Below are 14,441 nucleotides of genomic sequence, written 5' to 3' on the forward strand. Positions count from 1 at the left end.
CCAGTAAGTTCGCCTTGGTGCAGTTTATTTAGCTCGACAAGGAGCCCTGGATAAGTCTTGCTACTAATTGGGCTGCAGCATAATTAGAATAAAGCACAGTAGCGCCTGCTTCGCGCAATATTTTTTCCTGCTCCCGCAAACCTTGCGGATCTCCTTCCGTACCTACCAGGACAGCTATCTGGATAAGTTGCCGTCCCGATTGCCTGGCTATTCTCGTGGCCTCCCGTACAGCCTCTGCGGTTACTCCTGCTGGGTCAGGATGACACCCAAAGCCCAAAACTACATCGAATAGGAGTATAGCTACTTCCTCGTCCTGGGCCTCCTTAAGGTAACGGGGCACCCTTAGACCAGGCTCCAGCATAGGATGGGGTCTGCCGCGGGTAAAATAATCATCTCCCAAATCCAGGCAGGAATGGGCTCGGCTTTCTTCCGGACTTTTAAGCAGAAGTTCTGGCTCCCAAGCTACATTAGAGTAGACCGGGATCCCTTTATGAGCTAAAAAAGTAAGGGTCTCATCACATAAAGTACCCCCGCAGTACAGGCCCCGCAGATACCCCCGTACTGGTCGGCCACCGGTAAGGTCCCGCGCTAGTTCCTCAATATCTTTTTCTTGGTAATATAAACTTCTTTCCTTCCCGGAAACCATAGAGCAGGCCAGGACTGCAGCCTCCTCTAGGCTCCTGGCAAACTTAACTTTACCTCTATCCTCGCCCCCCATCTCGCCCATAAAGCATACAACCGCAGGCTTACTACCTTCCTCCAGGGCTCGGACCACCTTCTCCCGCACCTCAGGCGCTGGTGGCTTAGAGATAACTACTTTAACCTTAGTATTCTCATCCTGCTCTAGCATTTCCAGGGCGAGTAAAGTTGTTATACCGCCCACTTCCTGCCGGAGATCGCGGCCACCAGTGCCTATGGCATGGGTAATCCCTTCGCCCAGCCGATCTATTACTGCTAAAACTTGCTGGAGCCCTGTTCCCGAGGCAGCCACGATCCCTATGTGACCGGGTCTTACTTTATTAGCAAATCCTAGGCCTAGCCCTCCTACAACTGCTGTCCCGCAGTCAGGTCCCATAACGAGAAGCCCTTTTTCCTGCGCTAACTTCTTTAACATTACCTCCTCTTCCAAGGAAACGTTGTCGCTAAACAGGAACACGTGAAGCCCATGCTCCAGTGCCTTTCTCGCCTCGCGCGCTGCATAGGCTCCGGGAACAGAAATGGCTGCTATGCCCGCCCCTTCCAGTACGGCTTCCTCCAGGGAATTATATATCTCCTCCTGTCCAGCAGCCCGGGACTGAACCCTGGGGGCCAACTTCTCCTCAATCAATTCTTCCGCTTCATATAAGGCTTCTTCGCTTTCTGCCCCTAGGGCGATAAGAAGGTCTGTAGCCGCAGCCTTCTCTACCTCTGGGGTATAAAATCCCATCCCTTTTAAACTCTCTTTATTAAGATCTGTAGCCATGCCCACCAGGGCTTCCCGAATACCGGGCAATCTCTGTATCTCCTGGGTCAGGCTCATCAAGGTTACGGAATCGTAATAGCTGTTATGGCGCACCGTTATCCGTTTAAACACCAGTTATCCCTCCTCTGCCACTCAAGGCTTAAGTACACTCCTAAGGCCATATCAAAGCCTGAACTTCCTCCCACCCCCAGAAGCTCTTCTACTGCTTCCCCCATCTCCCTGGGAGTTTTTCCCAAGACGCAGGCCAGAACCTTTTCAATAAATTCGTGTCCCCGGCCTTGCAGGGCCTCCTTTAGAAAAAAAGCGCTTAAGGGCAAGGTGCGTCCCAATAAAGAAGTCACCCTCTTTTCCCATATTCCTTCCTGCAACCCATAAGCTTTTCGCCAGATGGTCCGGGTAAGGCTTAAGCCCAAAATTAAATCATCTCCGCTGGGCGTAAGTCCAGGACCCCATCCTATTAACCCCTTTAAGGCTTCTTCTAGCCCCTCGGGATCTTGCAGCAATAGAGAGGTCCTTAATTTGTGTATTAACAGTATCAGCTCATTTTTACTTCCCGCCAATACTAATTTAAAGGGCGAAGGCACCGTACTCCCCTCTAAGGCCGCCTGCAATAACCTTAAGTTTTCTTCCTTTATATATAAAGGCGCCTTAATTCCCTTTAAGGGACTTTCCCAGGGGAGGCTAAGGCTAAAGTCAACTAAAACTTTAGGGGCGAGCCTTACCCGGTATCCATCTTCTGCCTCCACCTGGTAACCTGGAAAAAGGCCCAAGCCGGTAAAGGAAATGCCCCGGGATATAGCTATAGTGGCGTAACCTTCCCCGCCACCTCGCTCCTGGGGTAATAGCGCAAGAAAAGCTCCGTCGCTCACCAGGTTTATAGCCCGGTCAAATACGCTATGAATATAAAAGGGTTGTTTACCTTCTAGGAGTAGGGAAAAATATTTTCCTCGGCGAACAACTGGCAAATAATGGAGTATGCCCCCATGTTCAGTGCACAATAGCTGTCCCTGCCTGCCCCTGCAGAGCTTCCCGGGCTTCTTCCAGGAGACCTATAATCGCCTTCTGGCCTCCTTGCTCAAGGAAAGTAATAGCCGCCTCTACTTTAGGGCCCATGCTTCCTGGTGGAAAATGCCCCTCCTTAAAGTACCGCTTTGCTTCCTCTACGGTCATGCAGTCAAGCTCCTTTTGCCCGGGCCTCCCAAAGTTAATAATTACCTTCCTAACGCTGGTCAGCATCAGCAATACATCGGCCCCGATATCGCTGGCTAGCCTGGCTGCTGCTAAATCTTTATCGATGACCCCTTCTACCCCCTTAAGATGCCCTTTCTCATCCTGTACTACAGGTATCCCTCCTCCGCCAGCTGCTATCACTACAAAACCTTCCTCCAGCGCCTTGCGGATGGCCTTCCTTTCCACAATGGCTAAAGGCCGGGGAGAAGGAACTACACGCCGCCACCCGCGTCCGCTATCCTCTACCATACGGTACCCTCTAGTTTTTTCCATCTGGCGAGCTTCCTCAGCTGTATAAAACGGCCCCACAGGCTTGGTAGGATTATAAAAGGCAGGATCGTGAGGATCTACTACCACCTGGGTAACGAAAGTTACTATTTCCTTCTCGCATCCCTTCTCTAGAAGTACATTCCTTAACTGCTGCTGAATCCCGTAACCCAGGGATCCTTGTGTATTAGCTACGCACACATCCAAGGGCATGGGGGGGACCACGTCCTTGGCTAGCTCATTTTTAATCAAGAGATTCCCGACCTGAGGGCCGTTGCCGTGGGTAATAAGGACGCGGTACCCAGCTATTACTAGCTCCGCTATAGATTCGGCAACCTTAGCAATATTCTTAAGTTGTTCAGGAAAGGTGCCCCGCTCTCCTACCCTGGTTATGGCGTTCCCCCCTAGCGCCAGTACCACCGTCTGCATTTTATTTTCCACTCCTGGACCTTTAGTTTTGATTTGATATAGATCTTCCGAGAAGACCCCGCTTAAACCTTTGTAGAAGAGCTATAAAATTTATCCGTTACCCATTATTAAAAGATAAAACCCCTCATCCACTAGGGAATGAGGGGAAAAAGATTAAAAAGAAGATTATTTATTAAATATCTTGAACAACCTCAAGGCTGCTTGCAAAGTAAGCCTTTGTTCGGGATCATCCGGATCAAAGCCGGTGATCTGCTTAATTTTAGTTAACCTATATAGAACGGTATTATAATGGGTAAATAAGAGCTCTGCAGTACGTTTAATGTTGCAATTTGTCTGGATATATACTTCTAAGGTCTTTAGAAGTTCCCCACCTTTAAAGGTATCATATTCGTACAGCGGGCCCATGATTCTTAAGGCGAAACGCTTTTGCTCCTCTGGTCCCGCTTGGCCAAGAAGAAGCCCGTAAATCCCCAGGTTATCGTAATAGATATCTTGACCTGGTCCAAATATAATCTGTCCCAGTTCCAAGGCTATCCGGGCCTCGTAGTAGCTTCTCTTAAGCCCAGCTATACCCTTGCCCGGCCGACCTATGCCAATGGTAACTGACCAACGGGAGAGGTTTTGACGTAACTTCTTAACCATCTCTTGTGTCCAGGAGATACTCTCCCCTTGGCCCGCACCTTGAGGGTGAAGGCCAAGAAGGATACCCGAAGAATGGCTAGTTAAAATATGCTTTAAACTATTCCTCCGGCAAAAGTCATCAATTAAAGTAATCGCCTGGCTTTTTACTAGCTGGGATATTCTCTCATTTTGGGTCAGATCTTTCATTTTCTTTACGGGCAATACATTAAGTAATAAAACTATATATTCCAGAGTAAGGTCCCAGCCAAAGGTTCTACCGCGGGCGATGAAAGTAGCCTCATCAGAGATATTCTCACTCATAAGCAACTGATCCAAAAACTCTGTTTTATATTTTTGCTCTACCTGGGCAATACCATGGCAGCGGATTACATCCAGGGCTATAAAAAAGCATACCCGTTCTAAGTTCAAAAGGTCTAGAAAAGAAAAACTATCGTCGAACTTAAGTGCTTTTATACATCCATAATGCTCATTTCCCACTACCAAAGGTATCCTTATTAGCTCTGCCTGGTAGCCCTCCGCTTCTACCCGTTCCCGCTGGAAAGTCATTACTGGACCTTCTATTTTATCCCTCAAAGTTTCCGTAACTGAGAGCTCCGTCGGCCTTTCTAAGAGAGCTAAGGCTAAGGTTTCCGTTCCTTTAGCCCAATTTAGCCCTGCGAGTTCCCGCCGTAAGTTTAAAGTGTCCTCTACTAGTACCACCGCCTTAAGAAGTTTAGCCAAAGCATTCCCCATCTGTTTTAGAGAGCCGCCTTCTAAAATTAGATTCGCAAATTGCCGGTGGACACCCATGCTCCTCCTTAAGAACCGAGCCTGGCGGTTAACGATTTGAGCTAAGACAGCTGACATGAGGTCCGAAAAGCTAACTTCATACGGTAATTCTAAAAGAGGCAAACCGCAACTGTTAGCTGCCTCTACCATATAGGAGGGTACCGTATCAATATACCGCTTTGGTTTAAAGGCTAAAGCTGCCAAGCCCTTAGCGGCAAGTTTAGGCACCAGTTCCCGCTGGGCTTTAAGATCATCTCGGATGGCATAGCCCGTTGTTAGGAGAAGATCCCCTTCCCGGATCCAGTCTAGTATATCGGGGACTTCCATAACGTTTACGTTGGTAACAACACGGCCTAAACCTTGCCTTCCGCCGACCACCTTAACATTTTTAAATTCTGCGAGGCTAAGGATTTCTTCAACAGTAATACCTACTTCGTGGAACATAATAATAACACCCGATTTCCCATAATCCTAGGGTCTTAGGGTGGCCACAGCCCTTTGAGGCTTAAGCAAGAAATCCAAGGCAGCGATAATACTGGGGAACACTATATGGGCAGCCATAAGGGCGCTCATAGCTGCACCTTCTTCCCCTAGTACCAGTAAGCTTAAAGCCGCTTCCTTAAACATAAGCGCATCATTATGACCGTTGCCCACAGCAGCCGTATGCTGAGCCCCTAGTTCCTTCACTAGCCTAGCCTTGTCCGCCCCGCCCTCTCGTGCATTCACCCGGACCATCTTCACAGGAAGGCCAGCACACTCTCGGGCAGCGCTACCAAAGGTATCAGCAGTAAAGACGTGGAGTTCGGCGAACTTCCCTAAATCTTGAAGCCTTTCCTTGACCCCCGGCAACAAAACCCCATCCAGGGCCAGGGTCCCATTGAAATCTAGTACAATATGCTTAATCTCGATAGCCTGGTGGGGCAACTGAATTTGAAGCATCTGCTTCTCCCCTCCCCAGTAAAATAGGTCCAATCCCCTTTGACCTTTACCATTACTAAATTTGCTCAAGGTCCTCAGGTTGTATAGTATAAGCGGGAACCATAGTAGGTGTCCAAGCCATGAAGGGGCCCACTGGGTAAACTTGTCCTCCTGCCATTTGGAGACTCTCTAGATTTTCAACCAAGGTCTGGAAAAAGTTATACGGGAAAGCAAAGACCAATTCATCCTTTTGCGTGCCACCGAAGGTACGGTCCCCAGCACAGGGGAACCCAATGATGGGCCGCTCTTCTCCTAGGGCAAATCCTATAGAAGAACACAGGGCTGCTTCCGCAACTGTATCTGCCTTAACGCACTCGCCAGTCTCAAAAACACAACCATGTATCAGGCGCATCACCTGGGCTGGATTGGCGTAGATCACCACTACGTCCGGGTCCAGATCCTTAAACCCGGCCAAGGGCCCTATATAAATAGCGTCATATTGCTTGCCCTTATCACCTAACTTATAAGTATTAGCCATAAATTTACGGCCCGCAGCCTCGTCAGCCACATACCGGCCCACCGCTGCCTTTCCATTAGTGAATCTTTCCGGTGTTTTGATAAGCCCCGTGCAGGCAGCACCAATAGCGCACACCATCAAATCCGGCGTCCCAGAATTAAACTTTCCCTGGTAACGAGCCTGGCAGACCAGCTGGCAGATATTCACCTTCCAGTTAAGAGGCCGCCGGGGCAGTTCCTCCCTCGAGCGGTAAAGCTTAACTCCTACAGGGTTAGTATCTAGCCGTAAAAGCTCCACTAACCGTTGGGTTAAAAGCTTCTTGTCAACATCGGGCATTTGTTCCTCTCTCCTCTCCCCTGCAAAATTATCCTCCGTAAATCAATTTGTCTGGACGTCTCTCTTTCTGTCACTTGGCTTTTACTTCTTGCTCTCCCCTCACTAACTTTAGCAACCCTTCCTCATCCAAAAGGGGGATACCCAGCTCGCGGGCCTTATCGTATTTAGAGCCCGGATTTTCTCCTACGACCACGTAATCCGTCCGTCGGCTTACGCTGCTCGATACTTTACCCCCTGCTCGGAGGATGAGTTCCGTAGCCTCCTGCCGGGTAAGATGGGGAAGGGTGCCAGTAAGTACAAAGGTTTTCCCTGCCAGCGGACCTGTTTCTTCCCTCTCTTCTGCAGCCTCCATCTTGACTCCAGCCCGGCGGAGCTTCTCTATTACTTCTAGGTTTAAGGGCTCGGCAAAAAAGTCCCGAATACTGGCTGCAATCTTAGGCCCGATGTCGGGAAGGGAAGTTAGCTCTTCAAAGCTAGCCTCCTTAAGTCGGTCTAAAGTACCAAAATGCCGGGCCAAGGTACGGGCAGCCCTTTCTCCTACATGCCGGATACCTAAGGCAAAAAGGAGTTTCTCCAACCCGTTATTTTTGCTCTTCTGGATGGCGGAGACTAAATTATTTGCTGACTGTTCGGCAAACCTTTCCAAGGGTAGGAGATCTTCGACTTTAAGATAGTAGAGGTCCGCCGCATCTCGGATAAGCCCGGCCTCTAAAAGCTGGGAAATTATCGCTGGACCCAAACCCTGGATATCCATAGCGGACCGGGAAGCAAAATGAATGATGCGCTCCTTAACCTGGGCCGGGCAGGCTAGACCCCCTGTGCACCGATGGGCCGCCTCCCCGGGTTCCCGTACCACCCGCGCCCCGCAGGCGGGGCAACGCTCCGGCATACGGAACTCCTTTTCTTCTCCGGTCCGGCGCTCAGGTAAGACTCTAATAACCTCCGGGATCACATCTCCCGCCTTATGGATCACTACTGTATCACCCAGGCGTACATCTTTCTCCCGGATGATATCTTCATTATGGAGGGTAGCCCGGCTTACGGTACTACCTGCCAGGCGGACCGGGTCCAGTATAGCCGTGGGAGTTAACACTCCGGTACGGCCTACTCGAACAATGATATCCCGTATACGGGTGATAGCCTCCTCAGCGGGGAACTTATAGGCTATAGCCCAGCGGGGGCTCTTGGCCGTGGCCCCTAAGGCCCGCTGTAGGGCCAAATCGTTCACCTTTATTACCAAACCGTCGATCTCATAAGGCAAAGCGGCCCGTTTCTCCGGGGTCCATTCGGAGATAACCTCTAAGACTTCCTCTATATTATGGCAGTGGCGACGGTAGGGATTTACAGGGAAACCCTGGGCCTCTAGATACTCCAAGGCTTCCGCCTGGGTGGATGGCCCTGGCCCTTCAATATATAATACTTGGTATACAAAAAGGCCTAAGGTACGGGAGGCTGTAACCCGCGGGTCCAGCTGGCGTAAGGATCCAGCTGCCGCGTTACGGGGATTAGCAAAGATGGGTTCACCTGCTTCTTCTCGTGCTTCGTTTAAGCGGGCGAAGGCTACTTTGGGCATGTAAGCCTCACCCCGTACCTCAAGTCTCGAAACAGGCTGGCGTAAGTATAAAGGTAAAACCTTTATTGTACGTAAATTGGCTGTAACGTCTTCACCCACCTCCCCATCCCCCCGGGTAGCCCCGGTGGTGAAAACCCCATCCACATAAGTCAGAGCCACCGAAAGTCCATCTATCTTGGGCTCTACTATATAGTCCACCGGACGACCCGCCAGTTCCCGCACTCTACGGTCAAACTCTCTGACGTCATCCGCACTGAAAGCGTTGGAGAGGCTAAGTAAAGGCTGGCGATGCCGTACAGTAGCAAACTCAGGCCGCGGTGCCCCTCCCACCCGCTGGCTAGGAGAATCTGGAGTCACCAGCTCCGGAAAGCGCCTCTCTAGTTCCAGGAGCTCCCGCATCAAGGCATCATATTCCTGATCCGTGATAATAGGAGCATCTAAAACAAAGTAACGATAATCGTGCTCAGCAATGATCTTACGTAGTTCCTTAAGGCGCTTTTCTGCTTCTTCCCGGGTAATACTCACCATTTACTCCTCCACCTCACACCTTCTGTAAAGGTGCATACCTTAGGAGTAATTCTTTAAGCCCCAATCCGGCAAAATCTACCATAACCTGGACATCTTCCCCCTCCCCCTTTATACGGACTACTACACCGATACCAAATTTAGCATGGCGTACCTTATCCCCTACTGCCAAGGAAGTAATAGAAGCTCTGTCTCTCCCTGGAGCGGCCTTGCCGCCAGGGAGGACTTTAAGTTCAGGCTTGGCTACCGGAAAAGCAAATTCTTTCCGGGTGTACCTCTCGCCCCAGGGCTGTATTACCTCAGAGGGTATTTCCTGTAAAAACCGGGAAGGAGGGCTATTTAAGGTTGTACCATAAAAATGCCGGCAAGCAGCATAGGTAAGGTACAGCACCTCCTGGGCCCTGGTCATACCCACATAGCACAAGCGGCGCTCTTCTTCTAACTCTTCCTGATCAGTGAGGGAACGGAAATGGGGGAACACACCTTCCTCCATACCCGCCAAAAATACTACCGGAAATTCTAAACCTTTAGCTGTATGGAGAGTCATCAAAGCCACCACATCACCGCCGCTGAAACTATCGGCTTCGGCCACCAGGGCCACCTGGGACAGGAAGCCTTCCAAGCTTTTTTCCCCTTCTTGGGCATCATAAGAACGTGTAACCGTAAGAAGTTCCTTTATATTCTCTAAGCGAGCTAGAGCTTCAGGGGTCTTCTCCGCTTCCAGCTCTGCCTGGTAGCCAGTTTCTACAAGGACCTTTTTTACTAGCTCAGTTACAGGTAGTATATCCTTTTCCTGCCTTAAGCTTTCTAGTAATTTCCCCAATTCCTTAAGGGTAAGTATTTTTTGCCAAGCCAAGCCGGGGATCTCTTCTGCCCTATTTAAAGCCTCTACTATAGTCACACCCTTCTCCCGGCAGAAGAGTTCTAGCTTAGACCACGTAGCTTCGCCTATCCCCCTTCGCGGAACGTTGATGACGCGCTTTAAGCTAAAGGTATCCGCAGGGTTAGCTACCACCCGCAAATAAGCCAGTATGTCCTTAATTTCTTTTCGCTGGTAAAACTTAAGGCCTCCTATAATCTCATAAGGTATACCTAGATGAATGAAAGCCTCCTCTAGAGCCCGGGACTGGGCGTGAGTTCTATAAAGAACGGCAAAAGAACCGAAGGGGCGGCCTTCTTCACGATGGCGCCTTAAAATCTCCTGGGCAATAAAATTACCTTCATCCTGCTCATCCTGGGCTTCATAGAGGTATAGGGGTTCCCCTTCTTTCTTTCTGGTCCACAGCTTCTTCTCCTTGCGCCCCACGTTGTGCTTTATTACTTCATTGGCGGCATGGAGGATGGGCCAGGTGGAGCGGTAGTTTTCTTCCAGAAGAATTACCTTCGCATTGGGGAAATCTTCTTCAAAAGCCAAGATATTTCCAATGTCCGCCCCTCGCCAGCCGTAAATGGATTGATCTGGATCACCTACTACACATAGGTTATCTCCTCTGCCTGCTAAAAGCCTTACTAATACGTATTGGGCATGGTTGGTATCCTGGTACTCGTCGATCAGAATATGCTCAAAGCGGTGCTGGTAATAGCGCAAAACCAAGGGATTCTCTTGAAATAAGGTTACAGTAAGCATCAGAAGATCATCAAAATCCAGGGCATTTAATCCCTTTAACCTCTCCTGGTAAGCCCGGTAGATGGTCGCTACCTTCTCTTCAGCATAGGTACTAGCTAAAGCCGCATAATCCACTGGATTGTACAGGGCATTTTTAGCATTACTAATAGCAGCAGCCACCGAACGGGGTGGAAATTTCTTTTCATCTATATTTAATTCCTTCAAAACTTCCCGCAATAAGGCTAGCTGATCGTCTGTATCGTATATAACAAAATTAGGACTATATCCTAAAAGGCGGATGTCCCGCCTTAAGATCCGCACGCAGGCTGAATGAAAAGTGCTCACCCATAAGTTCTGGGCCGCCTCACCTACTAGCTTTTCCAGCCGTTCCTGCATCTCCTGGGCCGCTTTATTAGTAAAGGTAACGGCCAGGATAGCCTCCGGCTCTACACCCTCCAGAAGCAGATGAGCCACACGATAAGTAAGGACCCGGGTCTTGCCGCTTCCGGCCCCGGCCAAAACCAACAAGGGAGCACCCCGGTGACATACTGCTGCCAGCTGCTGGGGATTCAAGGTATTTAAGAAATCAAACAAAGCCTCCACCTCTTGCCGAAGCTATAAGTGTTTTCGCTGCACCTTTGTTAATTTCCTGCCTCTATTTTTTTATTTTAACGCATAAAAATATAAGGCCGCCAGGGATATCCTGACGGCTTCATTTTATTTCTCTTTCCATTCCCCCAGAAAATCCTTAAGGTCCTCGGGAAGCTCACCCCCCATCTCTTGGACTAGGTGAGTATAGAGGTTGGCAATATTTTCTTTAATCCCAGGTGAAAGGCTTTGGCTTAGGGAAGTAATCAACTGGATAAGCTTTCCTTTATCACCAATGGCAGCGGGATCTAATCCTGCCTGGGCTAGTAATTGGGTTAATATATCTGGGTTATCTGGAGAGATACCCATCTCTTTCAAAACTTCTGCTAAGTTAGTCTTCCCCGCTGCTCTAGCTTCTAAGAGGCGCTCACGTAATCTTTCCAAATTACCCTCCATCCGAACTCACCCCCAACCACCCAGCATAAACCAGCCCCGACCCCTGCTCATAAGGAGTCAAACCCGGGAGCTTATGAGCTGTCTCCTCTAAAATTCTACGGGCCTCCGTTGCCTTTAAACTAGGGTTAGCAGCAAGAATTAAAGCTAAAACCCCGCTCACATGAGGTGCAGCCATGGAAGTCCCGCTCATAACCTGGTAGCGGCCACCGGGATAAGTAGAAAGAATATTCTCCCCTGGTGCTGCCACTGTAACTTCCGGGCCCCGGCTGCTAAAGTCAGCTAAGGTGTCCTGCTTGGTGGTGGCCGTGACAGCAATAACCCCCGGATAGCGGGCAGGGTACAAAACTTCTCCATTCTTCCCCCCGTTACCGGCAGAAGCTACTAGGAGGATCCCAGCTTTCAAGGCTACTTCCACCGCCTTCTTCAAAGCTAGGCTCTGGGAACTGGTCCCCAAACTCATATTGGCAATATGGACTTTATTCTTGACAGCCCATTCCAACCCAGTCACGATGTCGGAAATATAGCCCTTTCCCCAGCGGTCCAAAATTTTTACAGCATAGATTTCCGCCCGGGGAGCTACACCTATTACTCCTAGGTTATTGTAGGCAGCAGCTATAATTCCAGCCACGTGGGTCCCATGGCCGTTGCCGTCCCCCGCTGGGTATCCTGGAAATTTAAGGTTAACGCGTCGTTTAAGGTTTCCCCTCAAATCAGGATGGGAAGAGTCCACTCCAGTATCTAAAACGGCTACCTTTACTCCGTCTCCCATAGTCCGTTCCCAGGCTGCTGGAGCACCAATACGTTCTACCCCCCAGGGAATATCCTCCCTAGTTAAGCTTGCAGGGCAAGGTAAGCCACAAGTCTCTGCTATCCCATCTTCCTCTAAAGCCTGGACTTGCGGATGCCTAGCTAAAGCTGCTAAAGCTTCTCGTTCGGGAGGAAACTCCGCCACTACACCGTTAATAAGGGGTAACTCCTTTACCACCCGGCCACCATGGGATCTTACTATCTGGTAGCCCCTTTCCTGAGAAACCTCTGGGGAAAATAAGATAATCTTTCGCTCCTTTGCACCGGAAGTCAAGAGCTGGCTGGCCTCCCAAGCCAGGACTACCGTGTACCAAAGGATAAATAAAGGTAACACGAGCATTCCTCCCGGAAGTTTAGTCCTTTATACCTTACATTTTATGCGTGGGGTTCAGGGTGGATACTTTCTTAAAGGGAATAGCTTTACAAAAATTTCTATAAGGTGCGGGTCAAACTGCTTACCCGCGCACCTCTTAAGCTCTTGTAACGCCTCCTCGTGGGTTAAGGGACGGCGGTAAGGCCTCTTTAACGTCATGGCATCATAAGCATCAGCTATAGCCAGGATGCGGCTCAAAAGGTGAATTTGCTCTCCCCGCAAGCCCTGGGGATAACCCCGCCCGTCCCACCGCTCATGGTGCTGAAGAATATAAGGAGCTACTCTGGCCAGCTCCCCGGAAGAGAGGGCAATACGGTACCCCACCTCAGGATGCCGCCGGACTTCTTCCCATTCTTCTTCTGTAAGAGGACCAGGCTTTAATAAGATACTGGCTGGCACTACCAGCTTGCCGATGTCGTGCACATCCACCAGGAGGCGGAGATTATCCATTTCTTCGCGTGATAGACCCATCGCTTCCCCCAACAGGCAAACCATCTTTTTCATACGTTCCGTGTTGTGAAAGTCTTTCTCCGCCAGGGCTGCCTTAAGGGCGCGAATTACCGCCGCCCGCGGGTCTTTCCCGCTAGCTAGCTTGTTCATATACATCGCATCATCTGCTTCCTTGTATACTTCTCGGAGAGGCCGGGAATTATCTTCTGCTGTTGCTGCCCCCACAGAAATGCTTAAAGGAAGGTCCGGGTGCTGGGCGGTATCCTTTTCTGCAGCTTCAATTATACGCCTGGCCACTTCCTCAGCTGTCTTCCGGCCTGTTTGGGGAAGGATTATGGCAAACTCGTCTCCGCCAACCCGGGCCACTACATCAGACCCCCGGACGCAGCCCGCGATCACCTTTGCCGCGCGGCGTAAAAGCTCATCACCCTGCTCGTGCCCCAGCATGTCGTTGACTATTTTTAAACCGTCAAGATCGCAAAGAACAAGGCTTATAGGGAAGGAGCGGCCCTTTTCCAGTCGCTGTAGCTCTTCTTCAAAAAAGGCCCGGTTATAAAGGCCTGTAAGGGCATCGCGCGTGCTCCAAAGCCTTAGTTCCTCTTCCATCCTCTTGCGCTCGCCAATGTCGCGGATGCACTGGACTGCTCCTAAGAGGTTTCCCCTATCGTCGTGTATAGGGGCTACAAGCGTCCAGAAGTGAAGCCCCCTCCCGCCATAGGCACAAGGGGCAAAACCTTCACCAATAAGAATATGGCCCTTCCTCTCCACCTTTTCATATTCCTGTTCCCACTCTTTACCATTACCGAGCAAAATATCTACAAGGATGGGCCTCTGTATCCCATAAAACGGGATAGCGTAAGCATATTCTCCCTTTCCCAAAATTTCTTCCTTCTTGACGCCCGTCATTTCCTCCATGGCCAGGTTCCACACTAGCACCCTCCCCTGGCGGTCAACGGCAAGGGTAGCGTCCGGGAGGCAGTCGATGATCCTTTCCAGAAGATGAAGCCTTTCCACTAAGCCTTCTGGCGGGATGCCGCTTCCGTGATTAAGGAGGAGTGTCAGCACTTCCTTGGCTACCTCGGTTTTCTCCTCCGGTAGAGCCTCTACCAGTTGGTGAAGTTCATCTTTTCGTTGGCTTAGGTTCATGTCCTCCCCGGTCTCCTTTATGCTCCTCTTTTCAGGGTATTTTCCCTTTTTCGAGAATCTAAAAAGTGTGATCCTCGGTTATACTCTGGCCACCACAGTTCAACTCTTTAGGTAAACTCCACTATTTAGTGGAGAGAAGAGAACGGGCGTCTTTACCATCCTCAGGATGGTAGGCTAGCCCTTGCCCTTAAAACTTCATCCCCTACCTGGTAGCCCAGGGTATCGTTTATCTGTTTCATGTTATCCAGGTTCAGGACGACATAGCTGACCAATTTGGTAGCATACGCTACGAATTTAAGCTCGTTTGGAAAGTATATTACTGTTACCGCCTAGGTTACACGGCGCGCT

12 protein-coding genes are annotated in these 14,441 nt (G+C 50.0%); all 12 read right to left on the reverse strand.

Annotation, left to right across the window (positions count from 1 at the left end):
- Window positions 1–28 precede the first annotated feature (28 nt).
- A complete protein-coding gene (gene fdrA, locus B9A14_RS15545) occupies window positions 29–1,573 on the reverse strand; it encodes an acyl-CoA synthetase FdrA (RefSeq protein WP_084666736.1) in 1,545 nt (514 codons plus the stop codon).
- On the reverse strand, window positions 1,558–2,427 hold the full coding sequence (locus B9A14_RS15550) for an oxamate carbamoyltransferase subunit AllH family protein (protein ID WP_172839187.1): 870 nt from the start codon (window positions 2,425–2,427) through the stop codon (window positions 1,558–1,560). Before B9A14_RS15550 ends, fdrA begins: the two co-directional genes overlap by 16 nt.
- Window positions 2,428–2,449: 22 nt before the next feature.
- Window positions 2,450–3,400, reverse strand: a complete 951-nt coding sequence (arcC, locus tag B9A14_RS15555) for a carbamate kinase (RefSeq protein ID WP_277995825.1) — start codon at window positions 3,398–3,400, stop codon at window positions 2,450–2,452.
- Between the two features lie 153 nt (window positions 3,401–3,553).
- On the reverse strand, window positions 3,554–5,242 hold the full coding sequence (locus B9A14_RS15560) for a PucR family transcriptional regulator (protein ID WP_084666739.1): 1,689 nt from the start codon (window positions 5,240–5,242) through the stop codon (window positions 3,554–3,556).
- A gap of 27 nt (window positions 5,243–5,269) precedes the next feature.
- Complete coding sequence (locus B9A14_RS15565) at window positions 5,270–5,737, reverse strand: HAD family hydrolase (RefSeq protein WP_084666740.1); 468 nt, start codon at window positions 5,735–5,737, stop codon at window positions 5,270–5,272.
- A gap of 55 nt (window positions 5,738–5,792) precedes the next feature.
- Complete coding sequence (locus B9A14_RS15570) at window positions 5,793–6,569, reverse strand: DUF169 domain-containing protein (RefSeq protein WP_084666741.1); 777 nt, start codon at window positions 6,567–6,569, stop codon at window positions 5,793–5,795.
- Between the two features lie 70 nt (window positions 6,570–6,639).
- Complete coding sequence (ligA, locus tag B9A14_RS15575) at window positions 6,640–8,670, reverse strand: NAD-dependent DNA ligase LigA (protein ID WP_084666742.1); 2,031 nt, start codon at window positions 8,668–8,670, stop codon at window positions 6,640–6,642.
- 13 nt (window positions 8,671–8,683) lie between these two features.
- The gene (pcrA, locus tag B9A14_RS15580; RefSeq protein ID WP_084666743.1) at window positions 8,684–10,876 is read right to left on the reverse strand and encodes a DNA helicase PcrA; all 2,193 of its coding nucleotides are present in this window, start codon (window positions 10,874–10,876) and stop codon (window positions 8,684–8,686) included.
- Between the two features lie 114 nt (window positions 10,877–10,990).
- Window positions 10,991–11,317: a hypothetical protein gene (locus tag B9A14_RS15585; RefSeq protein WP_084666744.1), complete on the reverse strand. Its 327-nt coding sequence runs from the start codon at window positions 11,315–11,317 to the stop codon at window positions 10,991–10,993.
- Window positions 11,307–12,458, reverse strand: a complete 1,152-nt coding sequence (locus B9A14_RS15590) for a S8 family peptidase (RefSeq protein WP_172839188.1) — start codon at window positions 12,456–12,458, stop codon at window positions 11,307–11,309. The genes B9A14_RS15585 and B9A14_RS15590 overlap by 11 nt, the downstream gene beginning before the upstream one ends.
- A gap of 54 nt (window positions 12,459–12,512) precedes the next feature.
- Window positions 12,513–14,093 (reverse strand): sensor domain-containing diguanylate cyclase/phosphohydrolase, encoded by a 1,581-nt coding sequence (locus B9A14_RS15595; protein WP_084666746.1) that lies wholly within the window; start codon window positions 14,091–14,093, stop codon window positions 12,513–12,515.
- 161 nt (window positions 14,094–14,254) lie between these two features.
- The gene (locus B9A14_RS18350; protein ID WP_084666747.1) at window positions 14,255–14,410 is read right to left on the reverse strand and encodes a diguanylate cyclase; all 156 of its coding nucleotides are present in this window, start codon (window positions 14,408–14,410) and stop codon (window positions 14,255–14,257) included.
- Window positions 14,411–14,441: the final 31 nt, after the last annotated feature.

Source organism: Thermanaeromonas toyohensis ToBE, assembly GCF_900176005.1.
Classification (GTDB): Bacteria; Bacillota; DSM-521; order Neomoorellales; family Neomoorellaceae; genus Thermanaeromonas; species Thermanaeromonas toyohensis.

Excerpts from the sequence above, each read along its gene's own strand:
- B9A14_RS15560 (WP_084666739.1), bottom strand. The coding sequence starts at position 5,242 with ATGTTCCACGAAGTAGGTATTACTGTTGAAGAAATCCTTAGCCTCGCA.
- B9A14_RS15565 (WP_084666740.1), bottom strand. The coding sequence starts at position 5,737 with ATGCTTCAAATTCAGTTGCCCCACCAGGCTATCGAGATTAAGCATATT.
- B9A14_RS15570 (WP_084666741.1), bottom strand. The coding sequence starts at position 6,569 with ATGCCCGATGTTGACAAGAAGCTTTTAACCCAACGGTTAGTGGAGCTT.
- ligA (WP_084666742.1), bottom strand. The coding sequence starts at position 8,670 with ATGGTGAGTATTACCCGGGAAGAAGCAGAAAAGCGCCTTAAGGAACTA.
- B9A14_RS15585 (WP_084666744.1), bottom strand. The coding sequence starts at position 11,317 with ATGGAGGGTAATTTGGAAAGATTACGTGAGCGCCTCTTAGAAGCTAGA.
- B9A14_RS15595 (WP_084666746.1), bottom strand. The coding sequence starts at position 14,093 with ATGAACCTAAGCCAACGAAAAGATGAACTTCACCAACTGGTAGAGGCT.